This window comes from Pseudomonas sp. WC1 (genome assembly GCF_050586565.1).
GTDB lineage: Bacteria > Pseudomonadota > Gammaproteobacteria > Pseudomonadales > Pseudomonadaceae > Aquipseudomonas.
This window is the reverse complement of record NZ_JBOBDQ010000001.1, coordinates 140,843-166,194: the sequence shown is the minus strand read 5'-3', so window position 1 is coordinate 166,194 and position 25,352 is coordinate 140,843. Positions and strand designations below refer to the sequence as shown.

Sequence of the window (25,352 nt, the reverse complement as noted above, 5' to 3'; positions counted from 1 at the left end):
TTCTCTTTTCGACCGCAAGCGCGGTGGAGCGCTTCGATGCGCAGGTGGAAAAACTGGGCATTATCCGTTGCCGGGGGCGGGTTGCCAACCTTTTGGGGCGAGCCCGCTCCTACGCCAAACCTCAAACAGTCAGTAAAGGTCGACCGGATCGACGTCCAGCGACCAGCGCACTTGCCGCCCCGATGGCATCTGCTCCAACACTAGCAACCAGGCACTGATCAGTCGATGCAGGGGGGCACGGGCATTGGCTTGGAGCAATAGTTGCGCACGGAATCTGCCCGCCCGTCGCTCCATGGGGGCCGGCACAGGGCCGAGCAACTCGATGCCGTGCAGGCCCTGCTCGGCAAGTATGCGCTCGGCAGCGGCGCAGGCTTCGTCAAGGAAGCCTTCCGCCTGGCCCGGCTTGTGCGCGTCGGCGCGCAGCAGTGCCAGGTGGGCGAACGGCGGCAGTCCGGCCGCACGGCGCTCGCTCAAGGCCTGTTCGGCAAAGGCGAAGTAGCCCTGTTCGGTCAATTGCACCAGTAACGGGTGGTCTGCCAGGTGGGTCTGCACGATGACTTTGCCCGGTTCCTCGGCGCGCCCGGCCCTGCCGGCCACCTGGACGATCAGCTGGGCCATGTGTTCGCCGGCACGAAAGTCGCCGGAGAACAGCCCGCCGTCGGCATCGAGGATCGCGACCAGGGTGACGCGAGGGAAATGATGCCCCTTGGCCAGCATCTGGGTGCCGACCAGGATGCTCGGCTGACCACGCTGGATAGTGGCGAACAGGTTGTGCATGGCGTCCTTGCGCGAGGTGCTGTCGCGGTCCACACGCAGGATCGGGTAATCCGGGAACAGCACCTTCAGACGCTCCTCGGCACGCTCGGTACCGGCGCCCACGGGACGCAGGTCGACGTGGGCGCATTGCGGGCACTGCAGCGGCAGGCGCTCGTCGTAGCCGCAATGGTGGCAGCGCAGCACGGCGGAGCGCTGGTGCACGGTCATGCGCGCATCGCAACGTGGGCATTCGGAGAGCCAGCCGCAGTCGTGGCACAGCAATGTGGGGGCGAAGCCGCGGCGGTTGAGGAACACCAGCACCTGCTGGCCGGCCTCGAGTGTCTGGCGGATGGCCTGCTGCAAGGGGCCGCTGATGCCGCTGTCCAGTGGCAGGCTGCGTACGTCCAGGCGCAGGAAGCGGGGCGCCTTGGCGCCGCCGGCGCGTTGGTTCATGCGCAGCAGGCCGTAGCGGCCACTGTGGGCGTTGTGCAGGCTTTCCAGCGACGGTGTGGCCGAGCCCAGCAGGATCGGGATGTTCTCCTGGTGCGCACGCACCACGGCCAGGTCGCGGGCGTGGTAGCGCAGGCCTTCCTGCTGTTTATAGGAGCCGTCGTGCTCTTCGTCGATGATGATCAGGCCCGGGTTCTTCATCGGGGTGAACAGTGCCGAACGGGTGCCGATGATGATGTCCGCATCGCCATCACGTGCCGCCAGCCAGGCGTCCAGGCGCTCGCGATCGCCCACCGCCGAATGCAGCAGGGCGATGCGCGCGTTGAAGCGCTGCTCGAAGCGTTGCAGGGTCTGCGGGCCGAGATTGATCTCGGGAATCAGGATCAGGGCTTGCTTGCCGGCCTCGAGCGTTTCGCGGATCAGCTGCAGGTAGACCTCGGTCTTGCCGCTACCGGTGACGCCGGCCAACAGGTAGGCATGGAAGGCATCGAAGCCCGAGCGCACAGCCTCGAAAGCAGCGCGCTGTTCTTCGTTGAGCGGTAGTTCCGGTTGGGCCAGCCAGTGCTCGTGGCGCGCGGCCGGCAGGTGGCGGCGTACTTCGACTTCCACCATCTCCTTGGCCAGCAGCAGGTCGAGGCTGTCTTTGTTCAGGCCAAGCTTGCTCAACAGGCTGTGGGCCACGCCGTGGGGGTGCTGCGACAGGGTCTTGAGGGCGTCGCGCTGGCGCGGGGCACGGGCGATGCGGGGGTCTTCCAGGCGCGCACCGGGCGCGACATGCCAGAAGCGTTCCTGGCGTGCCTCGGCCGGTTCGCCCTGGCGCAGCAGCGTCGGTAGGGCCCAGTTGAGGGTGTCGCCCAGGCTGTGCTGGTAGTACTGGGCCGTCCACAGGCACAGCTTGAACAATGCCGGCGGCAGGGGTGAGACAGGGTCGAGCAGGGCGCTGGCTGGCTTGAGCTTGTCGGCAGGCACTTCGCTGTGCTCGGCGACTTCTACCAGCACCCCGATCATCTCGCGGCGGCCGAACGGCACGCGGATGCGCATGCCGGGCGTCAGTGCCTGGCGCGCCATGCTCGCGGGCGCCCGGTAGTCGAACAGGCGACGCAGGGGCGAGGGCAGGGCAAGGCGCAGAATGACGTCGGACACGCGGAAGGTCTCTGGAGGGCGTTTCACAAATCAGGCGAGCCTAGCAGACGACGGTCGGTGCAAGCGACAACTTGCGCTACGGCCGCTCTCTGGTATTATTCGCCGCCTAATTACGTGCGGTATTCAACAATAGGTGTTGGGTGGCGGCACGCAGCTCGAGGAAGTGACCATGAAAGCAGATATTCATCCGAACTACGAAGTAGTTGCAGTCACCTGCAGCTGCGGCAACAAGTTTGAAACTCGTTCGACCATGGGCAGCGTCCTGGCGATCGACGTTTGCAACCTGTGCCACCCGTTCTACACCGGTAAGCAGAAAGTCCTGGACACCGGCGGCCGCGTACAGAAGTTCGCCGATCGCTTCGGCATGTTCGGTGCCAAGAAGTAATCATGCACATGGCGAAGCCTTCGGGGTTCGCGCTGTTGCAAAAGAAGGCGCCCCTTGTGGGCGCCTTTTTTGTGGCCGCGATCTGGCATTTCCCGGCCCTGGCCTTCTGCCCGATGCCCGACAGGGTGCAAGCGGTGGCGGTACGTCACGTGGTCGATGGCGACACCTTGCGCCTGAGCGATGGGCGCAGCGTGCGGTTGATCGGTATCAACGCCCCCGAAATCGGCCGCAAGGGGCGCTCCAGCGAACCTTATGCCGAGGCTGCCAAAAAGCGCCTGCAGGCGCTGGTGAAGGCCAGCGATGGCCGTGTCGGGCTGGTTCCGGGCGTCGAACCCAAGGACAAGTACGGCCGTATCCTGGCGCATATCTATGGCCGCACTGGTAACAATCTGGAAGCACAACTGCTCAGCGAGGGCCTGGGCTACCAGGTGGGCATTGCACCCAACGTGCAGCTGTCAGGCTGCCAGCAGCAGGCCGAGCATCAGGCACGCCAGGCCAGGGCAGGGCTGTGGAGACAATCACCGGTCACGCCTGGGCGCGAGGTGCGGCAATCCGGATTCGCGGTGATCGGCGGCAGGATCAACGGGATCGAGCGTAATCGCAGCGGCATCTGGCTGGAGCTTGACGAGAACGTGGTCCTGCAGGTTCCCGCTCGTCTGCAGCGCCACTTCCCCGCCAGCTTCTTCGCTAACCTCAAGGGACGCCAGGTCGAGGCGCGTGGCTGGGTGCTGGATCGATCCCGCAAGGGCGGGCTCAAGCCTGGGCAGCGACGCTGGCTGTTGCCATTGACCGATCCGAGCATGTTGGCGCTTGTTTCTGGCTAAATAGTTGTAGACATTTTGCTATTGGATTGTACACACTGGCTCCCGTAAGCCCCGTGGGTTATAGCGTAAAGTCGTAGGCCAAAGGCCTTGACACATAGTGACCGGGCAGTCTTGTCGCCCCCCGGCTCTTTGCGTATCCTCGGCGGTCCGTCAGAACAGTAAATAGCGGAATGCCCATCATGTCAGACCTGAAAACCGCCGCTCTCGAATACCACGCTCAGCCTCGTCCGGGGAAACTGAGCGTCGAGCTCTCCAAGCCAACCGCCACCGCCCGTGACCTCGCCCTGGCCTACAGCCCGGGTGTCGCCGAGCCTGTGCGCGAGATCGGCCGTGATCCGGAGCTGGCCTACAAGTACACCGGCAAGGGCAACCTGGTTGCGGTGATCTCCGATGGCACCGCCATCCTCGGTCTGGGTGATCTCGGTCCGCTGGCCTCCAAGCCGGTCATGGAAGGCAAGGGTGTTCTGTTCAAGCGTTTCGCCGGTATCGACGTGTTCGATATCGAAGTCGAGTCGGAGAGCCCGCAAGCCTTCATCGACACCGTTCGCCGCATCTCCATCACCTTCGGCGGCATCAACCTGGAAGACATCAAGGCACCTGAGTGCTTCGAGATCGAGCGCACGCTGATCGAGCAGTGCGACATTCCGGTCTTCCACGATGACCAGCACGGCACCGCGATCGTTACCGCGGCCGGCATGATCAACGCCCTGGAAATCGCCGGCAAGAAGCTCGAAGACGCCAAGATCGTCTGCCTGGGCGCCGGTGCCGCGGCCATCTCCTGCATGAAACTGCTGGTGAGCATGGGTGCCAAGGTCGAGAACATCTTCATGATCGACCGCAGCGGCGTGATCCACGCTGGCCGCGACGACCTGAACCAGTACAAGGCCCAGTTCGCCCACGCCACCGACAAGCGCACCCTGGCTGATGCCCTGGACGGCGCAGACGTGTTCGTCGGCTTGTCCGGTCCGAACCTGCTGAGCGCCGAAGGCCTGAAGTCGATGGCCGCCAACCCGATCGTGTTCGCCTGCTCGAACCCGGACCCGGAAATCGCCCCGGAGCTGGCTCACGCTACCCGCAGCGACGTGATCATGGCCACCGGTCGTTCCGACTACCCGAACCAGGTCAACAACGTACTGGGCTTCCCGTTCATCTTCCGTGGTGCCCTGGACGTTCGCGCCAAGCGTATCAACGAAGAGATGAAGATCGCTGCCGCCATCGCCCTGAAGGACCTGGCCAAGCTGCCGGTGCCGAAGGAAGTGTGCGAAGCCTATGGCGTGCAAGCCCTGGAGTTCGGCCGTGAGTACATCATTCCGAAGCCGCTGGATGCCCGCCTGATCACCGTGGTTTCCGATGCCGTGGCCAAGGCCGCCATCGAGTCCGGTGTAGCCACCCTGCCGTATCCGAAGCACTACCCGCTCAAGAGCGTGGATGACGTGTTCAACGGCTGATCCAGTCGTAGCGTCATGAAAAAGCCCCGGCTCGCAGGAATCGGGGCTTTTTGTTGGGCCTGGGTTATTGCGGGGCAGGCCTGCTCACGCGGAGTTCAATGTCATCCCTTTCAAGGCGATCGCGTCAGGGCTTGCTGGTGCTCGCCGACAGTCTTGCAGCGCCTACCAGATCGAGCGCTGCAAGGTTTTCGGCGAGCACCTGGCGGCCCTCACCAAAAACCTTCAAAGGTTGCCCTTTAGAACAGATCCATCGGCGCTGCTTCATCTGCCGGCAGCGGGCTGCCCGGTGCTGCGCCGTTGCCCAGTTCGTCCGCCGACGGTGGCGAGTCCTCGGCCTTGAACAGTTCGAAGTAGGCGTTCGGCGTGCTCGGTGTAGCGGCGCGGCCGCTGATTGGGTCGACGCGCAGGCTGAGGATGCCTTCGGGTTCGGCAGGTGGGTGCTCGGGCATGCCCTTGAGCGCGGCGCCCATGAAGCTCATCCAGATTGGCAGGGCCACGGTGCCGCCGTATTCGCGGCGCCCCAGGGTTTCCGGCTGGTCGAAGCCGACCCACACGGTAGTGACATAGTCAGCGTTGTAGCCGGAGAACCAGGCGTCCTTGGACTCGTTGGTGGTGCCGGTCTTGCCCGCCAGGTCCGAGCGGCCAAGGGCCAGAGCTCGGCGGCCGGTACCGCGCTTGATCACGTCCTGCAGCATGGTGGTGAGAATGTACGAGGTGCGGCCATCGATGATCTGCTCGGCAACGGCGGGCGCCTGGGACACTTGGGGGGGCGGGGTGAGCTGCCCTGCGGCCGACAGCGCTTCGCCTGGCATCGGGGCGGTGCTGATGGGTGCCTCAGGTGCGGCGAGGCCGGCCTGGTCCTGGCTGCCCTGCGGTACGCGTGGCGGGTTGGCGGTGAACAGGGTTTCGCCGTTGCGGCTCTCGACACGCTCGATAAGGTACGGGCTGATCTTGTAGCCGCCGTTGGCGAAGGTGCTCCAGCCGGTGGCGATCTCCATCGGCGTGAGTGTCGCGGTGCCCAGTGCCAGCGACAGGTTGCGCGGCAGGTCCTGTTTGTTGAAGCCGAACTTGGCGATGTAGTCGATGGTGCGATCCACGCCCATCGCCTGCAACAGGCGGATCGATACGAGGTTGCGCGACTTGTACAGCGCTTCGCGCATGCGGATCGGGCCGAGGAAGGTGTTGGTGTCGTTCTTCGGGCGCCAGACCTTGTCCAGGTACTCGTCGACGAACACGATCGGAGCATCGTTGACCAGGCTGGCGGCGGTGTAGCCGTTGTCCAGGGCGGCGCTGTAGACGAATGGCTTGAAGCTCGAGCCTGGCTGGCGCTTGGCCTGCACGGCGCGGTTGTAGTTGCTCTGCTCGAAGGAGAAACCGCCGACCAAGGCGCGGATGGCACCGTTGTAAGGGTCGAGGGTGACCAGTGCGCTCTGGGCGCCGGGCACCTGGCTGAACTTGAGCTTGCCATCCTCCTGGCGTTGCAGGCGCACCAGGTCGCCGACCTGGGCCACATCGGCCGCTGATTGCGGCGAGCGCCCCTGCGAGTTGCTGTTGAGGTAAGGGCGGGCCCATTTCATGGTGTCCCAGGCGACGTTTTCCTCCAGGCCGCCACGGGTCATCACCTTCAACCCGGTCTTCTCGACCTGGGTGACGATGGCGGGCTCCAGGCCACCCAGGGTGCGTTGCTTGCTCAGCTCCTGCAGCCAGGCCGCACGCGTCTTGCCAGGGAAGCGCGCCTCGGGGCCGCGGTAGCCGTGGCGTTCGTCGTACTCGCTGAGGCCGTTAAGGACCGCGCTGTTGGCCATCTGCTGCATGTCGCTCGGCACCGTGGTGGTGACCCGGAAGCCTTCGGTATAGGCGTCGCTGCCGTAGCGACCGACCATCTCGGCCCGGGCCATCTCGGCGACGTACGGCGCATTCACTTCCGGGGTCGGTACGTGGTAGCTGGCATTCAGCGGTTCAGCCAGGGCGGCCTGGTAGCTGGCTTCATCGATCTTGCCGAGTTTGTACATGCGCCCGAGGATCCAGTCGCGGCGCTCCTTGGCGCGTACCGGGTTGGCCAGCGGGTTGAAGCGCGAGGGTGCCTTGGGCAGGCCGGCGATCATGGCCATCTGCGCCAGGCTGACGTCGCGAATCGACTTGCCGTAGTACACCTGTGCCGCGGCGTCGATGCCGTAGGCACGGTTGCCCAGGTAGATCTTGTTGACGTACAGCTCGAGAATTTCGTCCTTGGTCAATTCCCGCTCGATCTGCAGGGCCAGGAGAATCTCGTTGGTCTTGCGCGAGAAGCTGCGTTCGCTGGTGAGGAAGAAGTTCTTTGCCACCTGCATGGTGATGGTGCTGCCGCCGCTCTGGATGTGCCCGGACTTGACCAACTGCGAGGCCGCGCGCATCAGGCTGCTAGGGTCGACGCCATAGTGGTTGAGGAAATTGTCGTCCTCAGCGGACAGAAGCGCCTGGATGAACTGTGGGGGAATTTCCTGGAACTTGATCGGCGAGCGCCGCATCTCGCCGAACTCGGCGATCAGCTTGCCGTCGCTACTGTAGACCCTCAGGGGGATTTGCAACTGGACGCTTCTGAGCGCGTCGACCGAGGGCAGGTTGGGACTAAGATACAGAAACGCACCGCTCACACCGAGAACGAGCGCGCAGATGACGGCGACGAGAGACCACCAGAAGAACTTCAGCAGGCGTATCAAGGCTTTTGGGTGTCCAGGTTGAGAGTGGATTGCGCGCAGGGCCGGCGGGCAGGAAAACGCTGGCCATTATAAGCATTTTTCGCCCCGTCGGGTGACCGCCCGGGGAGAGGGACGACCGCCTGCGCCGCAAGGGGGCAGGCAGCCAATGACCAGGAAGGAACAGCCATGCTTGGACGCTTTGGCAGGGACGCCGGTTCACTGCTGGGGGTGGAAATCGCCTCCGACGCCGTACGGATGCTGCACCTGCGCCGCGAGCGTGGCGGTTGTCGGGTGATGGGTTGGGCGCAAGAGCGCCTTGGTGACGCGCCAGGCAGTTCATTGGGGCGTGACGAGGTGGAGTGCCTGGTCGCGGGACTGCGACAGGCACATGCCAGGTGTCGGACTTCGCAGTCCCGGGTCGCCCTGGCGTTGCCGGCATCGCAGGTCATCTGCAAGGTTTGCCGCCTGCCTGCAGGGTTGCCCGGCCATGGCGTCGAAGCCGCCTTGCTTGCACAGGCCGAGCAGCTGTTTCCCTTTCCTGTGGAAGACCTTGCCCTGGATTTCCAGGTGTATGGCCCATGCGCGGAGGATGCCGGGCAGGTCGAGGTGTTGGTGGTGGCCTGTAGGCAAAGTCAGCTCGACCCACTGGAGCGCGTGTTCGCGCAAGCCAGCCTGCAGTTGGTAGCTGTGGAGGTGGACAGCTTTGCGTTGCGCCGGGCATTGGTGGCCGAGGCGCAGGCAAGCGTCACGGCGCTGCTGCAGTTGGAGCGGGACGAGGTAGTCCTGCATCGTTGGCAGGGAGGCCACATACCGCATCGGCAGCGCCGTGTCGTGCCCTCTGTGGCGCGTTGGGCCGAGGCTGTCGAGGGGCTCTGGCAGTCGGGTGCCGAGGGCGCGTTGGAGCAAGTTGTGTTGTTCGGGGCCACCGCCGATGAGGTTCGGGCAGCAGAGCTGTCCGAGCGTCTGGGCGTGAAATGCCATGTCGGCCGCCCGGGGCCTCTGGCCGGCGAATTCGATGAAGCCAGCGTGCCCGCTGCCGCCATGGCCTTGGTCTGTGGCTTGGCAATGGGAGGCCTGGCATGAAAGGACGACTGAATCTGATGCCCTGGCGCGAACAGCGCCGGGCAAGCGTTGTGCGGCGATTCCAGATCACCCTGGTCGCCACGCTGGTGGTGGCGCTGTGCGGGGTCATGTTGCTCGATCGAACGGCGCGGTCGCGTCTGGCCAGACAGGCGCAGGTTGTCGCCACGCAGCAGGCGGCCGTTGAGCGGTTGGACGCTTCGCTGCGGCAGATCGACCAGTTGCGTGAAACACGGGATGCGTTGTCGGCCGAGCAAGCGGCGGTGTCTGCGCTGGACGCAGCGCGAGCGCAGTTGCCTGGGCTGTTTCTCGCATTGGAGCAGGCAATGCCCGAAGGCGCGCGCTTGACCGAGGTGGGTGTGGAGGACGGGCATCTGCGCCTTGCCGGATTGGCAGCCTCTGCTTCAGTGGTGGCCCGGCTTATGCGCGGCTTGGAGCAGGTAACGATGGTACGGGACCTGCAGCTTGTTCACTTGCGGCGTCATGGCCAGGGCGATGAATTCCTGCTGGCGGCGCGCTTGTTGGCGGGTGAGTCATGAACCGCCTGTGGGCCCAGGATTGGCAGGGCCTGGCGGCCCGGTCCCGGTTGTTCCGGTGGGTGGTGGCAGCAGGGTTGCTGTTTCTGGTGACTTTTGTGGGTTATTTCGCCCGCCTGCGTGAGCCGCTCAATAGGCATGCCGAGGCAGTCCAGAGACAGTTGCAGCTACAGGGCGTCCTGGAGGATGGGGCGGGAAAACTTGTCGAGCTGGAGCGAGCGCAGCAGGCTCTGGAACAAGCCAGGATGGGGCTGCAAGCGTTGCGATGGCGACTGGCTGCGGGCGAGGGCATGAGTGAACTGCTTGACCAGTTGGCCTTGTCGGGCCATGAGCATGGCCTGTCGTTCGAACGCATCGAGGTAAACGAAGCGCTGCAGGCAGCAGGGTACCGTCTGCAGCCTCTGGATATCAGCGTGCACGGGCGCTACCCGGCGTTGCGCTTATGGCTTGAGCAGTGGCTACAGCAGTTGCGTTTGCTGAACGTGCCCCATCTCAGGTTGGCCTTGCAGGAAGAGGGCACAGGGGTGGTTGGCGCACGGTTGCTGATACATGCCTATCACCCAGGGGAAGAGCTTCCCGTGCCGGCTGCCTTGGCGGATGAGCCTGCCCAGGCTGCTCAGTCGAAGACCACGTTCGATCCATTTCAGGCCTGGTTACCCGCCACACACGGTAAAGAGCTGCGGCATATTCCCTTGGCGCGATTGGAAATGGTCGGAAGCCTGTCCCAGTCAGGGCGCCGCCAGGCGTTGTTGCGTTCGGCGGGACACGTGTATCGGGTCGGTCAAGGCGACCGGCTCGGGTTGGATGAGGGGGTCGTGGTGGCAATCGATGCCGATCGGCTGGAGGTCCGCGAGCAGATCTACCTTGGCGGGCGTTGGCAGGCGCGTTCCAGGTATCTGGTGCTTGTAGAACGTGAGCAAGGAGAGGTCAGGGATGAGGCCGAGACGATGGTTGAGCGGCGTGGGGTTGATGTTGAGCATCCTGGCGGTGCAGGCAGCGGAGCTTCAGGGTGAGCCGATGTCGCTCAACTTCCAGGATGTCGAGCTGCGCTCGGTGCTTAAGGTCATGGCCGAGCACGCCGGCGTCAACCTGGTTGCCAGTGATTCGGTGCAGGGGCGGATAACCCTGCGCCTGGAGGACGTGCCCTGGGGGCAGGCGCTCGACCTGGTGCTGCGCAGCAAGGGGCTGGGTAGGCGCCAGGAGGGTAATGTGCTGCTGATCGCCCCCGTTGCGGAACTGGCCGGGCAGGCCCGGGGTATGGGCGAGGAGGTGTTGCTGGAGCCCTTGCGGCGTGAACTGATCCCGGTCTTTCATGCCAAGGCCGCCGAGCTGGCGGAGCTGTTGCTGGCGAGCCTGGCCGATGACGGCATTCTGACGGGGCGCGGCAGCCTCAGTGTGGATGCGCGGACCAACACGCTGGTGGTCACCCAGCCTGGCGAACGGCTTGCCGAGCTGCGCAGGCTGGTGACGCAACTGGATGTGCCGGTGCGCCAGGTCATGATCGAGGCGCGTATCGTCGAGGCCAGCGTCGATTACGAGAAGGTGCTGGGCGTGCGATGGGGTGGCCCGTTGTATGGGGGGGACAGTCGCCTGGGTAGCGACCTGTTCGTCGATCTCGGGGTCGAGCGGGCCAATGCCGGGCTCGGGGTGGGGTTGCTGCGCAGCGACATTCTGCTGGACCTGGAGCTCAGCGCCATGGAGAAGAGCGGCAATGGCGAGGTCATCTCCCAGCCCAAGGTGGTCACGGCCGACAAGGAGACTGCGCGCATACTCAAGGGCACCGAAGTGCCGTATCAGGAGACCACCCGCAGTGGCGCCACCTCGATTTCCTTTCGCGAGGCCTCCCTGTCGCTGGAGGTGACGCCGCAGATCACCCCGGATGGCAAGGTAGTGATGGATGTGCGTGTGACCAAGGACGAGCCCGACTTCATCAATGCGCTGAACGATGTGCCGCCGATCCGCAAGAATGAGGTCACGGCGAAGGTCCGGGTGGCCGATGGGCAGACCATTGTGATTGGTGGCGTGTACTCGACGTCGCAGAACAAAGTGGTCGACAAGGTGCCATTTTTCGGTGATCTGCCGTATGTTGGGCGGCTGTTTCGACGCGATGCATTACAAGAGAAAAAATCCGAGCTGCTGGTCTTCCTGACTCCGCGTATCATGAGTGACCAGGCGATTGCTGTGAGTCGTTGATTCTGTGCGAAATTTGATACTTGTAGGGCCCATGGGCGCTGGAAAAAGCACCATCGGGCGCCTGTTGGCCAAAGAGCTGCGCCTGCTGTTCAAGGATTCCGACAAGGAAATCGAGCTGCGAACCGGCGCCAACATACCGTGGATCTTCGACAAGGAAGGCGAGCCGGGCTTTCGCGACCGCGAGCAGGCGATGATCGCCGAACTCTGCGCGCTTGATGGTGTGGTTCTGGCGACCGGTGGCGGCGCAGTGATGCGCGACGCCAACCGTGCCGCGCTGCATGCCGGTGGCCGGGTGATCTACCTGCATGCCTCGGTGGAGCAGCAAGTGGGGCGCACCTCCCGTGACCGCAACCGACCGCTGTTGCGCACCGCCAACCCGGAAGCCACTTTGCGTGCCCTGCTTGAAACACGCGACCCGCTCTATCGCGAGATTGCCGACCTGGTGGTGGAAACCGACGAACGGCCACCGCGCATGGTCGTGCTCGACATTCTCGAGCGTCTGCAGAAGTTGCCGCCCCGCTGAGCGGGGTCTATCCTCGGCGACCAACGCCGAGACGGGGTTGAACGTCACCGCGTGGGGCCACAGCGCCACCGCGCCCAAGTACATTGTGGGGATACATGCAGACACTTAAGGTCGACCTGGGCGAGCGTAGCTACCCGATCTACATTGGCGAAGGCCTGCTTGACCAGCCCGAGCTGCTGGCGCCGCATATTGCCGGCCGGCAGGTCGCCATCGTCTCCAACGAGACCGTCGCACCCCTGTACCTCGAACGCCTGAGCAAGACCCTGGGTGCCTACTCGGTGCTGCCGGTGGTGTTGCCCGACGGCGAGGCCCACAAGAATTGGGAAACCCTGCAACTGATCTTCGATGCCCTGCTGACCGCGCGTCATGACCGGCGCACCACCGTGGTCGCCCTCGGTGGCGGGGTGATCGGTGACATGGCCGGCTTTGCCGCGGCCTGCTACCAGCGTGGGGTCGACTTCATCCAGGTGCCCACCACGCTGCTGTCCCAGGTGGACTCCTCGGTGGGCGGCAAGACCGGCATCAACCACCCGCTGGGCAAGAACATGGTCGGTGCCTTCTACCAGCCCAACGCAGTGCTGATCGACACTACCAGCCTGAAAACCTTGCCTGCGCGTGAGTTGTCCGCCGGTCTCGCCGAAGTCATCAAGTACGGCCTGATCTGCGACAAGCCATTCCTCGCCTGGCTCGAGGACAATATGCAGGCGCTACGCGCCCTGGACTCCGTCGCCCTGACCGAGGCCATCCGTCGCTCCTGCGCGGCCAAGGCCGCCGTGGTTGGTGCTGATGAGCGCGAATCGGGCGTGCGTGCCACGCTCAACCTTGGCCACACCTTCGGCCATGCCATCGAAACACACATGGGTTATGGCGTCTGGCTGCACGGCGAAGCCGTGGCGGCCGGCACGGTCATGGCCCTGGAAATGTCCATGCGCCTGGGCTGGATCGACCAGCCGGCGCGTGATCGCGGAATTCGCCTGCTGCAGGACGCAGGATTGCCGGTGGTGCCACCACAGGAAATGACCCCGGCGCATTTCATGGAGCACATGGCGGTCGACAAGAAAGTGCTCGACGGGCGCCTGCGCCTGGTGCTGCTGCGCCAGCTGGGCGAGGCCGTCGTCACCGACGACTATTCGACAGAGATTCTTCAGGCCACGCTGGCGGCGGATTACCGCGCGATCGTGGCCCAGCTTTGAGGTTGTGACAACGCAATGACCAGTCTGCATGCCGATGAGGCGTTTCTCGATCATTACCAGCTGAGCCACGATCCGTTCGCACCCCGGGTGCCCGGTTTCAAGTTCTTTCCCGCCCAGCGCAAGCCAGTGCTTGGCCAGCTGCACCACCTGGCGCGTTACAGCCAGTTGATGCTGGCGGTCACCGGCCCTGTGGGCAGCGGCAAGACTTTGCTGCGCCAGGCGTTGGTGGCCAGCACCAACAAGCAGTCGGTGCAAAGCGTGGTGGTATCCGCCCGTGGCGCCAGCGACGCGGCCAGCGTGCTCGGTCAGGTGGCGCAGTCGCTGGGCGTGGCGCAGCCGGAAGTGCAGGCGATCCTGTCGCAGGTGGTGCAGCTGGCGCTGACCGGCCAGGAAGTCTATCTGCTGGTGGACGATGCGGAACAACTTGACGAGTCGGCACTCCAAGCGTTGCTGGAGTTGGCGGCAGGCGTAGCTGAAGGGCGTCCGCACGTGTTCCTGTTCGGCGAGCCTTCGCTGATCGCCGGGTTGGATGAGCTCAATGCCGATGGCGAGCGCTTCCACGTCATTGAACTGGCCCCGTACAGCGAGGAAGAAACCCGCGAGTACCTGGAGCAGCGCCTGGAGGGTGCTGGCCGGGGCATCGAGGTGTTCACCGCCGAGCAGATCGTCGACATCCACGAAAACGCCGACGGCTGGCCTGGGAACATCAACCAGGTCGCCCGCGATACCTTGATCGAAGCCATGATCGCCAGCCGTACCACGGTCAAGCGACCATCCATGGGGTTCAAAATGCCTAAGAAACACGTGCTCGCGTTGTCCGCAGTGGTCGTGGTCGCCGTTGGCGCGGCGGTCCTGATGCCCAAGAAAGGCGACAAGGCCCCGGCCGACGCGCCCCCCGCTGCCCAGGCCCAACTGCCCCTGGGTCAGGGCGGCAACGGCGGCGCGCCCGCCATCGAGTTCTCCGGCTCCTCGCAGCCCATGCCGTTGCCGCTGGTCGGCCAGTCGCAGCCGGTAATGCGCGAACCGCTGGCCCAGGCCGCTGGCATGGGTGAAGGTGAAGACGGCGGGCCGGCCGACAACACTGCACTGCAGCCAGCCACGCCATCGGCTGCCGTGCCGCCGACCGTGACCACCATCGCGCCGCCGCAAGGTGCCACCGCCAGTCCTGCGCCGGCCCCGGCCCAGCCGGTGACCAGCGCTCCGGTACAGCCGGTTGCGCCTGCGACAAAACCTGTAGCAACCCAACCGGCAAAGCCGGTTGCACCTGCCAAGCCGGCCCCGGCCCCGACCCAGGTCGCGAGCGCCAAGCCTGCAGCCAAACCTGCCGAAAAACCGGCTGCTGGCGGGGCCGGCAACAGCAGCTGGTACGCTGGCCAGAAGCCCGGTAATTACGTGGTACAGATCTTCGGCACCAGCTCCGAGGCGTCGGCGCAGTCGTTCGTCAAGGCGCAGGGTGGCGACTATCGCTACTTCAGGAAAAACCTGCAGGGCAAGCCGCTGTACGTGGTGACCTACGGCAACTTCGCCAACCGCGATGCCGCCGCTGCGGCAATCAAGAACTTGCCAGCCAAGGTCCAGGCTGGTAAACCTTGGCCACGTACCGTGGGCAGCGTCCAACAAGAGCTGGCCACGGCCCGCTGATACCTTCCGGGCGGCATCACCCCGCCGCCCAGTTGCTGAGCGACTTCTAGCTTTCAACTAGCCTGCTGCGCCCAAGCGCGGCAGGCTTTTCTGTCCCAGACTGCCGGCCACAAGCCCTTTCTTGCAGTCCTGGCTGAAACGCTTCAGACTCCAGTCAAGCCGCTATCACGGCGAACGACTTAAAAACATTCAAAATTGCGACATAAATTTTCAATGGTGAGACATGAAAATTTGTGGGCGTCGCTGTCGCTGTGCAACAATGGTTTTCCATGGCCACCGCAAAAAAGCTGGCGTTTGATCGGCGTGGATGGTAAGTGGTTGTTAAAAAAGAGATTTGCCTCCGGTTGAGAGGTAAACCTGGTGAGAAAGTGTCTATGAAAACAGGTCTGTACCATCCCGAAGAATTCAAGGACAACTGTGGTTTCGGCCTGATCGCCCATATGACGGGCGAGCCGAGTCACCACCTTCTGCAAACCGCCATGCAGGCGCTGACCTGCATGACCCACCGCGGCGGCATCAACGCCGACGGCAAGACCGGCGACGGTTGCGGTCTGCTCATGCAGAAGCCCGATCAATTCCTGCGCGCCGTGGCACAGGAGCACTTCGCCGTCGAGCTGCCCAGGCAGTACGCCGTCGGCATGGTGTTCTTCAACCAGGACCCGGTCAAAGCCGAAGCCGCCCGCGCCAACATGGATCGCGAGATCGTCAACGCCGGCCTCAAGCTGGTGGGTTGGCGCAAGGTGCCGATCGATACCAGCGTCCTTGGCCGCCTGGCCCTGGAGCGCCTGCCGCAGATCGAACAGGTGTTCATCGGCGGCGAAGGCCTGAGCGATCAGGAATTCGCCATCAAGCTGTTCAGTGCCCGTCGCCGTTCGTCCGTGGCCAACGCCCACGACGCCGACCACTACATCTGCAGCTTCTCGCACAAGACCATCATCTACAAAGGCCTGATGATGCCGCGCGATCTCGCGGCGTTCTATCCGGACCTCGGTGACGAGCGCCTGCAGACCGCAATCTGCGTGTTCCACCAGCGCTTCTCCACCAACACCCTGCCGAAGTGGCCGCTGGCGCAGCCCTTCCGCTTCCTCGCCCACAACGGCGAGATCAACACCATCACCGGCAACCGCAACTGGGCCATGGCCCGTCGCACCAAGTTCGCCAACGACCTGATCCCCGACCTCGAAGAGCTCGGTCCGCTGGTCAATCGCGTCGGTTCCGACTCATCCAGCATGGACAACATGCTCGAGCTGATGGTCACTGGCGGCATCGACTTGTTCCGCGGCGTGCGCATGCTGGTACCGCCAGCCTGGCAGAACGTCGAGACCATGGACGCCGACCTGCGCGCCTTCTACGAATACAACTCCATGCACATGGAACCGTGGGATGGCCCGGCCGGTATCGTCATGACCGAAGGCCGCCACGCGGTGTGCCTGCTCGACCGCAACGGCCTGCGCCCGGCGCGTTGGGTCACCACCACCAACGGCTATATCACCATCGCGTCGGAGATCGGCGTATGGGGTTACCAGCCTGAAGATGTCGTCGCCAAGGGCCGTGTCGGCCCAGGCCAGATCCTTGCCGTCGATACCGAGACCGGCCAGATCCTCGACACCGACGCCATCGACAACCGCCTGAAGTCGCGCCATCCGTACAAGCGTTGGTTGCGCCAGCACGCCACGCGCATCCAGGCGACCCTGAGCGACGACCAGGGCGTGGCCAGCTACGACGCTGACCAGCTCAAGCAGTACATGAAGATGTTCCAGGTCACCTTCGAGGAGCGTGACCAGGTGCTGCGCCCGCTCGGCGAGCAGGGCCAGGAAGCGGTCGGCTCGATGGGTGACGACACGCCGATGGCCGTGCTGTCCCAGCGCGTGCGTTCGCCGTACGATTTCTTCCGTCAGCAGTTCGCCCAGGTGACCAACCCGCCGATCGACCCGCTGCGCGAAGCGATCGTCATGTCCCTGGAAATCTGCCTGGGCGCCGAGCGCAACATCTTCCAGGAGTCCCCCGAGCACGCTTCGCGGGTGATCCTCAGCTCGCCGGTCATCTCGCCCGCCAAGTGGCGTTCGCTGATGAACCTGGAGCGCGAAGGTTTCGACCGCCAGCTGATCGACCTCAACTATGAGCAAAGCCTCGGCCTTGAAGCGGCCATCCGCAATATCGCCGACCAGGCCGAAGAAGCGGTGCGCGGCGGCAAGACCCAGCTGGTGCTCAGCGACCGCTACATTGCCCCGGGCAAACTGCCGGTACACGCCTCGCTGGCCGTAGGCGCAGTACACCATCGCCTGACCGAACAAGGGCTGCGTTGCGACAGCAACATCCTGGTCGAGACCGCCACTGCTCGCGACCCGCACCACTTCGCCGTGCTGCTGGGCTTCGGTGCCTCGGCTGTCTATCCGTACCTGGCCTACGAAGTGCTGGCCGACCTGATCCGCACCGGCGAAGTGCTGGGCGATCTGGACGAAGTGTTCAAGTACTACCGCAAGGGCATCTCCAAGGGCCTGCTGAAGATCTTGTCGAAGATGGGCATCTCCACCATCACCTCGTACCGTGGCGCCCAGCTGTTCGAAGCCATCGGCCTGTCCGAGGAAGTGGTTGGCCTGAGCTTCAAGGGCGTGTCGAGCCGCATCAAGGGGGCGCGTTTCGAAGACCTGGAGAGCGACCAGAAGCTGCTGGCCGCCGAAGCCTGGAGCGCGCGCAAGCCGATCCAGCAAGGTGGGCTGCTCAAGTTCGTCCATGGTGGCGAATACCATGCCTACAACCCGGACGTGGTCAACACCCTACAGGCCGCCGTGCAACAGGGCGACTACGCCAAGTTCAAGGAATACACCACGTTGGTCGACCAGCGTCCGGTGTCGATGATCCGCGACCTGCTGAAAGTGAAAGTGGCCGACCAGGCCCTGCCGTTGGATGAAATCGAGCCGCTGGACGCGATCCTCAAGCGCTTCGACTCCGCCGGCATCTCGCTGGGTGCGCTGTCGCCAGAGGCGCACGAAGCCCTGGCTGAGGCGATGAACCGCCTGGGCGCGCGCTCCAACTCCGGTGAGGGCGGTGAAGACCCGGCCCGCTACGGCACCATCAAAAGCTCGAAGATCAAGCAGGTGGCCACCGGCCGCTTTGGCGTGACCCCGGAATACCTGGTCAACGCCGAAGTGCTGCAGATCAAGGTCGCCCAGGGCGCCAAACCCGGCGAGGGCGGCCAGCTGCCAGGTGGCAAGGTCAACGGCCTGATTGCCAGGCTGCGCTACGCGGTACCGGGCGTGACCCTGATCTCGCCACCGCCGCACCACGACATCTATTCGATCGAAGACTTGGCCCAGCTGATCTACGATCTCAAGCAGGTGAATCCACAGGCCCTGGTTTCGGTCAAGCTGGTCGCCGAGGCCGGCGTAGGTACCATTGCCGCCGGCGTGGCCAAGGCCTATGCCGACCTGATCACCATTTCCGGCTACGACGGCGGCACCGGCGCTTCGCCGCTGACCTCGATCAAGTACGCCGGTGCCCCGTGGGAACTGGGCCTGGCTGAAACCCACCAGACCCTGCGCGGCAACGACCTGCGCGGCAAGGTGCGGGTGCAGACCGACGGCGGCCTGAAAACCGGCCTCGACGTGATCAAGGCCGCGATCCTCGGTGCCGAGAGCTTCGGCTTCGGCACCGCGCCGATGATCGCCCTGGGCTGCAAGTACCTGCGCATCTGCCACCTGAACAACTGCGCCACCGGCGTGGCCACCCAGAACGACAAACTGCGCAAGGACCACTACATCGGCACCGTCGACATGGTGATCAACTTCTTCACCTTCGTCGCCGAAGAGACCCGCGAGTGGCTGGCCAAGCTGGGCGTGCGCAGCCTGGGCGAGCTGATCGGCCGTACCGACTTGCTCGATGTGCTGCCGGGCGACACCGAGCGCCAGGGCCACCTCGACCTGTCACCGCTGCTGGGCAGCTCGCACATCCCGGCCGACAAGCCGCAGTTCTGCCAAGTGGACAAGAACCCGCCGTTCGACCAGGGCGAACTGGCCGAGAAGATGGTCGCCATGGCCCTGCCGGCGATCCGCGACATGGCTGGTGGCGAATTCGCCATGGACATCTGCAACTGCGACCGTTCCATCGGTGCGCGCATCTCTGGCGAAATCGCCAGGCTGCACGGCAACCAGGGCATGGCCGCGGCGCCGATCACCTTCCGCTTCAAGGGCACCGCGGGCCAGAGCTTCGGCGTGTGGAACGCCGGCGGTTTGAACCTGCACCTGGAAGGCGACGCCAACGACTACGTCGGCAAGGGCATGACCGGGGGCAAGGTGACCATCGTGCCACCGGCCGGCAGCCCGTTCGAAACCCAGCACAGCGCCATCGTCGGCAACACCTGCCTGTATGGCGCCACCGGCGGCAAGCTGTTCGCCGCAGGCACCGCGGGCGAGCGCTTCGCTGTACGTAACTCCGGCGCCCACGCTGTGGTCGAGGGCACCGGCGATCACTGCTGTGAATACATGACCGGCGGCTTTGTCTGCGTCCTGGGCAAGACCGGTTACAACTTCGGTTCTGGCATGACTGGCGGCTTCGCCTATGTGCTCGACATGGACAACAGCTTCTTCGACAAACTCAACCACGAGCTGGTGGAAATCCAGCGTATCAGTGGTGAGGCGATGGAAGCCTACCGCAGCCACCTGGCGCGGGTCCTGGGCGAGTACGTGGAAGAGACCGGCAGCGAGTGGGGGCGTGAGCTCTCGGAGAACCTGGACGACTACGTGCGGCGCTTCTGGCTGGTCAAGCCGAAGGCGGCCAACCTCAAGCACCTGTTGTCCAGCACCCGTGCCAACCCGCAGTAAGAACAGCTGCAAGTGGCGAGCCCCGTGTGCGGGGTTCGTCGGGCTTACGTGATCGTCTTGCAGCTTGCAGCGTGTAGCTGGCAACTGCGGTAAAGAGGTTTTGAAAAATGGCTGAACGTCTGAGCAACGACTTCCAGTTCATCGAAGTGGGGCGCAAAGACCCCAAGAAAAAGCTGCTGCGCCAGCGCAAGAAGGAGTTCGTCGAGATCTACGAACCCTTCAAGCCGCAGCAGTCCGTGGAGCAGGCGCACCGCTGCCTGGGCTGCGGCAACCCGTATTGCGAGTGGAAATGCCCGGTGCACAACTTCATCCCCAACTGGTTGAAGCTGGTTTCCGAGGGCAACATCCTGGCGGCAGCCGAGCTGTCGCACCAGACCAACACCCTGCCGGAAGTCTGTGGCCGTGTGTGCCCGCAGGACCGCCTGTGCGAGGGTGCCTGCACCTTGAACGACGGCTTCGGCGCGGTCACCATCGGTTCGGTGGAGAAGTACATCACCGACACCGCGTTCGCCATGGGCTGGCGCCCGGACATGTCCAAGGTCAAGCCGACCGGCAAGCGTGTCGCCATCATCGGCGCCGGCCCGGCCGGCCTGGGCTGTGCCGACGTGCTGGTACGTGCCGGCGTAACCCCGGTGGTATTCGACCGCAACCCCGAGATTGGTGGCCTGCTGACTTTCGGCATCCCCGAGTTCAAGCTGGAAAAGACCGTGCTGAGCAATCGCCGCGAAGTCTTCACCGGCATGGGCATCGAGTTCCGCCTGAACACCGAGGTGGGCCGCGACATCACCATGGAGCAACTGCTCGCCGAGTACGACGCGGTGTTCATGGGCATGGGCACCTACACCTACATGAAGGGCGGCTTCCCCGGCGAGGACTTGCCGGGCGTGCACGACGCGCTGGATTTCCTGATCGCCAATGTCAACCGCAACCTCGGTTTCGAGAAGTCGCCGGAAGACTTCGTCGACATGCAGGGCAAGAAGGTCGTGGTGCTTGGCGGTGGCGACACCGCGATGGACTGCAACCGTACCTCAATCCGCCAGGGCGCCAAGTCGGTGACCTGTGCCTATCGCCGTGACGAGGCCAACATGCCGGGTTCGCGCAAAGAGGTGAAGAACGCCAAGGAAGAGGGCGTGAAGTTCCTCTACAACCGCCAGCCCATCGCCATCGTCGGCGAGGACAAGGTCGAGGGCGTGAAGGTGGTCGAGACCCGTCTCGGCGAGCCGGATGCCCGTGGTCGCCGCAGCCCCGAGCCGATCCCGGGCTCCGAGGAGATCCTGCCGGCCGACGCCGTGGTGATTGCCTTCGGCTTCCGCCCGAGCCCGGCGCCGTGGTTCGAGCAGTTCGGTATCCAGATGGACAGCCAGGGCCGCGTGGTGGCTCCGGAGAAGGGCAAGTTCAAGCACCAGACCAGCAACCCGAAAGTGTTTGCCGGTGGTGACATGGTGCGGGGTTCGGATCTGGTGGTGACGGCGATCTTCGAAGGGCGTACCGCAGCCGAAGGCATTCTGGATTACCTCGAAGTCTGATGTTGCCTGAACCGGCCTCATCGCCGGCAAGCCGGCTCCCACAAAGGCAGTGCCTTACCCTGTGGGAGCCGGCTTGCCGGCGATGAGGCCATCAGATGCAACCCCAAGACCTCGTTTTGTATACAAAAATGCTTGATCCATGGCACCTGATAGACAAAACGCATGGCCATGGCCGTGCCTTTTGCGTCCGCGTCTGAGAAAATGCCCGCACTTTTTTTCCGGATGCCGACATGACTGCCCTGAAGAACGATCGTTTCCTGCGTGCACTGCTCAAGCAACCCGTAGATGTCACCCCGGTATGGATGATGCGCCAGGCCGGCCGCTACCTCCCGGAGTATCGCGCCAGCCGCGCCAAGGCCGGTGACTTCATGAGCCTGTGCATGAACCCGCAGTTCGCCTGCGAGGTCACCCTGCAGCCGCTGGACCGCTACCCGCTGGACGCGGCGATCCTGTTCTCGGACATCCTCACCATCCCCGACGCCATGGGCCAGGGCCTGTACTTCGAGACCGGCGAAGGCCCGCGCTTCAAGAAAGTCATCAGCAGCCTGGCCGACATCGAAGCGTTGCCGATCCCCGACCCGCAGCAGGACCTGGGCTACGTGATGGACGCGGTCAGCACCATCCGCCGCGAGCTCAACGGCCGCGTCCCGCTGATCGGCTTCTCCGGCAGCCCGTGGACCCTCGCCACCTACATGGTGGAAGGTGGTTCGTCCAAGGACTTCCGCAAGATCAAGGCCATGGCCTATGACAACCCGCAGGCCCTGCACCTGCTGCTGGACAAGCTGGCGCAGTCGGTCACCAGCTACCTCAACGGGCAGATCCAGGCGGGCGCTCAGGCGGTGCAGATCTTCGATACCTGGGGTGGCAACCTGTCGGCGGCGGCCTACCAGGAATTCTCCCTGGCCTACATGCGCAAGATCGTCAGCGGCCTGATCCGCGAGCACGAAGGGCGCAAGGTGCCCGTGATCCTGTTCACCAAGAACGGCGGCCTGTGGCTGGAAAGCATCGCCGATGCAGGTGCTGACGCGCTGGGCCTGGACTGGACCTGCGAGATCGGCGATGCCCGCCGCCGCGTCGGGGACAAGGTTGCGTTGCAGGGCAACATGGACCCGACCGTGCTGTACGCCAACCCCGAGGCGATTCGCAAGGAAGTGGCGCGCATCCTGGCCAGCTACGGCAAGGGCAGCGGCCACGTGTTCAACCTGGGCCATGGCATCACCCCGGAAGTCGACCCGGAGCACGCCGGCGTATTCATCAACGCCGTGCATGAGCTTTCGGCGCAGTACCACCAGTAACCGGTGTGCAACGCAAAAAGCCCGGCCAAGTGCCGGGCTTTTTGTTGTATTAAGTTTCAATTCAGCGATCATCGGTAATCTGGGGCCATCAAAACGCAAACAGGACCCGATCATCATGAAAGCCCGTTACCTGCCCCTGATTCTCGCCCCACTGTTCAGCACCGCCGCCCTGGCCGCCGGCTACACAGGCCCCGGTGCCCAGTCCGTGACCACGGTGGCTGCCGCCAACGATGCCGCCGACGACACCCCGGTGGTACTGCAAGGCTACGTGACCAAGAAGATCAACAACGACGACAAGTACGAGTTCAAGGACAACACCGGCACCATCACCGTCGAGATCGACGACGAAGACCTGCCAGCGACGCCGTTCAACGACAAGACAAAGGTCAAGCTGACCGGCGAGGTGGAAAAGCACCTGATGAGCCGTGAGGTGGATGTGGATATCGTCGAGATCATCAACTGATCCAAGGACCTCATCGCCGGCAAGCCGGCTCCCAAAAGGTTGTGGGAGCCGGCTTGTCGTGGCGACGAACCGCGGCGATTGGGCTGCAAAGCAGCCCCACTCAGGCAGTCTTCGGCGCCAACCTGCTCAAATGCAACGCCACCAGCAACGCCACCGCCAACAGGCTGCCGATGAACAGCCCGATACCGTTCCAGCCCCACTGGTGCCAGAACACCCCGCCCGCCGTCCCGGCGACACTCGACCCCGCGTAATAGCTGAACAGGTACAGCGAAGAAGCTTGCCCCTTGGCCCTCAGCGCCCGGCGGCCGATCCAGCTGCTGGCCACCGAATGCGCGCCAAAGAAGCCGAAGGTGAACACCAGCATGCCGAGAATGATCATGGCCAGCGGGTTGGCCAATGTCATGAGCAGGCCGCCGGCCATGACCACGATACTGGCCCAGAACACCTTGCGCCGCCCGAGCTTGTCGGCCAGCGCGCCGACCTGCGCAGAGCTGTAGATCCCCGACAGGTACACCACCGACAGCAGGCCGACCAGCGCCTGGTTCATATGGTAGGGGCCGGCGAGCAAGCGATAGCCAATGTAGTTGAACAAGGTGACGAAGGCGCCCATCAGCAGGAAGGCCTCGAGGAACAGCCAGGGTAGCCCGGCATCCTTGAAGTGCATGACGAAACCGTCCAGCAGGCTGCGGGGTTTCAATGATTGAGCCCGGAAGTTGCGCGATTCGGGCAGCACCTTCCAGAACACCACGGCCGCCACAAGGGCCAGGCCGCCGATCACCAGCATCGCCGTGTGCCAGCTGACGAAGTCGATCAGTACGCCGGTGATCAGCCGCCCGCTCATGCCGCCGATGGCATTGCCGCCGATATACAGCCCCATGGCCAGGCCAATGTGCTGCGGGTGGATCTCTTCGCTCAGGTAGGTCATCGCCACCGCGGCCAGGCCGCTCAGTGCCAGGCCCACCAGCGCGCGGCTGGCCAGCACCAGCTCCCAGCTTGGCATCACCGCGCTGGCCAGGGTCGCCAAAGCCGCGCACAGCAAGGCGAAGACCATCACCGGCTTGCGGCCGATACGGTCGGAAATGGGGCCGGTGATCAGCAGGCCGATGGCGAGCATGGCGGTGGACACCGACAGCACCAGGCTGCTCTGCGCGGCGTTGATGGCGAACTCCTGCGACAGCAGCGGCATCATGGGCTGCACGCAGTACAGCAGGGCGAAGGTGGCAAAGCCGCCGCTGAACAGCGCCAGCACGGTCTTCATGAAGGCGGGTGTGCCTTTCTCGATCCAGATGTCGTTGACGACAGGGTCGGGCTCGATGGGCAGGGGGGCGACGGCGGATCTCACAGGAGCGGTACCTCGGGGCGTTGCGATGGAAAAATCATATAGCTGGCTAATGATTAGATCCAATATATTGTTCGACCTGTTTAAGACGTTTAACGACCTGTTCGGAGCCGACCATGGAGCTGCGTCACCTGCGTTATTTCATCGCTGTGGCCGAAGAGCTGCACTTCGGCCGCGCCGCCCAGCAACTGGGCATCTCGCAACCGCCGCTGAGCCAGCAGATCCAGGCCCTGGAACAGGAGCTGGGCGCACGACTGTTCGAGCGCACCAACCGTCGGGTCGAGCTCAGCGAGGCCGGGCGGTTGTTTCTCGAAGAGGCCCGGCAAGTCCTGGCCCAGGTGGAAAAGGCCGCCGACGTGGCCCGGCGTGCGCAATTGGGCGAGTTGGGCGAGATGAAGATCGGCTTCACCTCGTCGGCGCCTTTCACCTCGCGGATTCCCAAGGCTATTCACGCCTTTCGCCAGCGTTTTCCATCGGTGCATCTGAATCTGGAAGAAATGAGCAGCCGTGAAGTGGTGGAGGCGGTGTTCGACGAGTCCATCGAGGTGGGCCTGATGCGGCCGATGCCTCTGCCGGACGGGATCGTTTGTACCGAACTGTTCCGCGAACCCCTGGTGGCCGTGCTCAACGCATCGCACCCGCTGGCCAGCGGCAGCGAGCAGGGGCTGTACATGCAGGCCCTGGCCCACGAGCCCTTCGTGTTCTTTCCGCGCAGCTATGGCAGCGGCTTGCATGCCCAATTGCTGAGCCTGGCGCGCCAGGCGGGTTTCAGCCCACATTTTGCCCAGGAGGCCGGGGAGGCGATGACTATCATCGGCCTGGTCTCGGCGGGGCTGGGTGTGTCAGTGCTGCCAGCGTCGTTCCAGCGCATGCGCATCGAGGGTGTGGTGTATCGCACACTGCTCGACGAGCAGGCCATGACCGCCGTGTGGCTGGTGCGCCGCGAAGCGTCTGGCTCGGCCATGGCCAATGCCTTCGTCGCGTTGCTGGCCGGGCTTGAGCAGCCCGAAGGTGCTGGCTAAACCGCCGCGCTGGCCACATACTCGGGCATTCGTTGAT

Annotated in this window: 18 protein-coding genes; 15 read left to right on the top strand and 3 right to left on the bottom strand. The window is 64.1% G+C overall.

The features are described 5' to 3' along the window. Nucleotides 1-129: 129 nt before the first annotated feature. Entirely contained in the window at nucleotides 130-2,349 is a 2,220-nt protein-coding gene (locus ACQ4OD_RS00705; protein WP_198754704.1) for a primosomal protein N', read from the bottom strand. Nucleotides 2,350-2,518: 169 nt separating this feature from the next. Between ACQ4OD_RS00705 and rpmE the strand changes: the two genes are divergently transcribed. The 3 genes from rpmE to ACQ4OD_RS00690 all read left to right on the top strand — a co-directional run bounded on the left by rpmE (nucleotide 2,519) and on the right by ACQ4OD_RS00690 (nucleotide 5,006). Further along, the gene (gene rpmE, locus ACQ4OD_RS00700; RefSeq protein ID WP_031315083.1) at nucleotides 2,519-2,734 is read left to right on the top strand and encodes a 50S ribosomal protein L31; all 216 of its coding nucleotides are present in this window, start codon (nucleotides 2,519-2,521) and stop codon (nucleotides 2,732-2,734) included. A gap of 2 nt (nucleotides 2,735-2,736) precedes the next feature. Further along, nucleotides 2,737-3,558, top strand: a complete 822-nt coding sequence (locus tag ACQ4OD_RS00695) for a thermonuclease family protein (protein ID WP_430943705.1) — start codon at nucleotides 2,737-2,739, stop codon at nucleotides 3,556-3,558. Nucleotides 3,559-3,737: 179 nt separating this feature from the next. After that, nucleotides 3,738-5,006 (top strand): malic enzyme-like NAD(P)-binding protein, encoded by a 1,269-nt coding sequence (locus ACQ4OD_RS00690; RefSeq protein WP_046853841.1) that lies wholly within the window; start codon nucleotides 3,738-3,740, stop codon nucleotides 5,004-5,006. A gap of 236 nt (nucleotides 5,007-5,242) precedes the next feature. Here the strand turns inward: ACQ4OD_RS00690 and ACQ4OD_RS00685 are convergent, their stop codons facing one another. Beyond that, nucleotides 5,243-7,702, bottom strand: a complete 2,460-nt coding sequence (locus ACQ4OD_RS00685) for a penicillin-binding protein 1A (protein WP_372241262.1) — start codon at nucleotides 7,700-7,702, stop codon at nucleotides 5,243-5,245. A gap of 168 nt (nucleotides 7,703-7,870) precedes the next feature. On the opposite strand from ACQ4OD_RS00685, the gene pilM reads away from it, so the two are divergent. From pilM to ACQ4OD_RS00630, 11 genes are all read left to right on the top strand, one after another. Continuing rightward, complete coding sequence (gene pilM / locus ACQ4OD_RS00680) at nucleotides 7,871-8,767, top strand: type IV pilus biogenesis protein PilM (protein WP_430943704.1); 897 nt, start codon at nucleotides 7,871-7,873, stop codon at nucleotides 8,765-8,767. Continuing rightward, nucleotides 8,764-9,303, top strand: coding sequence for a PilN domain-containing protein (locus ACQ4OD_RS00675; protein ID WP_198754701.1), 540 nt, complete (start codon nucleotides 8,764-8,766; stop codon nucleotides 9,301-9,303). Before pilM ends, ACQ4OD_RS00675 begins: the two co-directional genes overlap by 4 nt. Continuing rightward, on the top strand, nucleotides 9,300-10,313 hold the full coding sequence (locus ACQ4OD_RS00670) for a pilus assembly protein PilP (protein WP_430943703.1): 1,014 nt from the start codon (nucleotides 9,300-9,302) through the stop codon (nucleotides 10,311-10,313). Before ACQ4OD_RS00675 ends, ACQ4OD_RS00670 begins: the two co-directional genes overlap by 4 nt. After that, complete coding sequence (locus ACQ4OD_RS00665; RefSeq protein ID WP_102681771.1) at nucleotides 10,270-11,493, top strand: type IV pilus secretin PilQ; 1,224 nt, start codon at nucleotides 10,270-10,272, stop codon at nucleotides 11,491-11,493. The genes ACQ4OD_RS00670 and ACQ4OD_RS00665 overlap by 44 nt, the downstream gene beginning before the upstream one ends. 4 nt (nucleotides 11,494-11,497) lie before the next feature. Further along, nucleotides 11,498-12,016, top strand: a complete 519-nt coding sequence (gene aroK, locus ACQ4OD_RS00660) for a shikimate kinase AroK (protein WP_038706967.1) — start codon at nucleotides 11,498-11,500, stop codon at nucleotides 12,014-12,016. 95 nt (nucleotides 12,017-12,111) lie between these two features. After that, nucleotides 12,112-13,209 carry a 3-dehydroquinate synthase gene (gene aroB, locus ACQ4OD_RS00655; RefSeq protein WP_023631794.1) on the top strand — a complete coding sequence of 366 codons (1,098 nt, stop codon included), beginning with the start codon at nucleotides 12,112-12,114 and terminating at the stop codon, nucleotides 13,207-13,209. Nucleotides 13,210-13,224: 15 nt separating this feature from the next. Next, complete coding sequence (locus ACQ4OD_RS00650) at nucleotides 13,225-14,850, top strand: AAA family ATPase (protein WP_430943702.1); 1,626 nt, start codon at nucleotides 13,225-13,227, stop codon at nucleotides 14,848-14,850. A gap of 374 nt (nucleotides 14,851-15,224) precedes the next feature. Then, on the top strand, nucleotides 15,225-19,670 hold the full coding sequence (gltB, locus tag ACQ4OD_RS00645) for a glutamate synthase large subunit (protein WP_102681769.1): 4,446 nt from the start codon (nucleotides 15,225-15,227) through the stop codon (nucleotides 19,668-19,670). A gap of 107 nt (nucleotides 19,671-19,777) precedes the next feature. Then, entirely contained in the window at nucleotides 19,778-21,196 is a 1,419-nt protein-coding gene (locus ACQ4OD_RS00640; RefSeq protein WP_046853848.1) for an FAD-dependent oxidoreductase, read from the top strand. A 230-nt stretch (nucleotides 21,197-21,426) separates the two neighbouring features. Next, nucleotides 21,427-22,491, top strand: a complete 1,065-nt coding sequence (gene hemE / locus ACQ4OD_RS00635; RefSeq protein WP_139674130.1) for a uroporphyrinogen decarboxylase — start codon at nucleotides 21,427-21,429, stop codon at nucleotides 22,489-22,491. 115 nt (nucleotides 22,492-22,606) lie between these two features. Further along, nucleotides 22,607-22,954: a YgiW/YdeI family stress tolerance OB fold protein gene (locus tag ACQ4OD_RS00630; RefSeq protein WP_046853850.1), complete on the top strand. Its 348-nt coding sequence runs from the start codon at nucleotides 22,607-22,609 to the stop codon at nucleotides 22,952-22,954. A gap of 100 nt (nucleotides 22,955-23,054) precedes the next feature. Here ACQ4OD_RS00630 and ACQ4OD_RS00625 read toward each other — a convergent pair whose 3' ends face one another. Continuing rightward, complete coding sequence (locus tag ACQ4OD_RS00625) at nucleotides 23,055-24,296, bottom strand: MFS transporter (protein WP_139674125.1); 1,242 nt, start codon at nucleotides 24,294-24,296, stop codon at nucleotides 23,055-23,057. A 113-nt stretch (nucleotides 24,297-24,409) separates the two neighbouring features. On the opposite strand from ACQ4OD_RS00625, the gene ACQ4OD_RS00620 reads away from it, so the two are divergent. Then, the gene (locus ACQ4OD_RS00620) at nucleotides 24,410-25,315 is read left to right on the top strand and encodes a LysR family transcriptional regulator (RefSeq protein WP_102681766.1); all 906 of its coding nucleotides are present in this window, start codon (nucleotides 24,410-24,412) and stop codon (nucleotides 25,313-25,315) included. Nucleotides 25,316-25,352 lie beyond the last annotated feature (37 nt).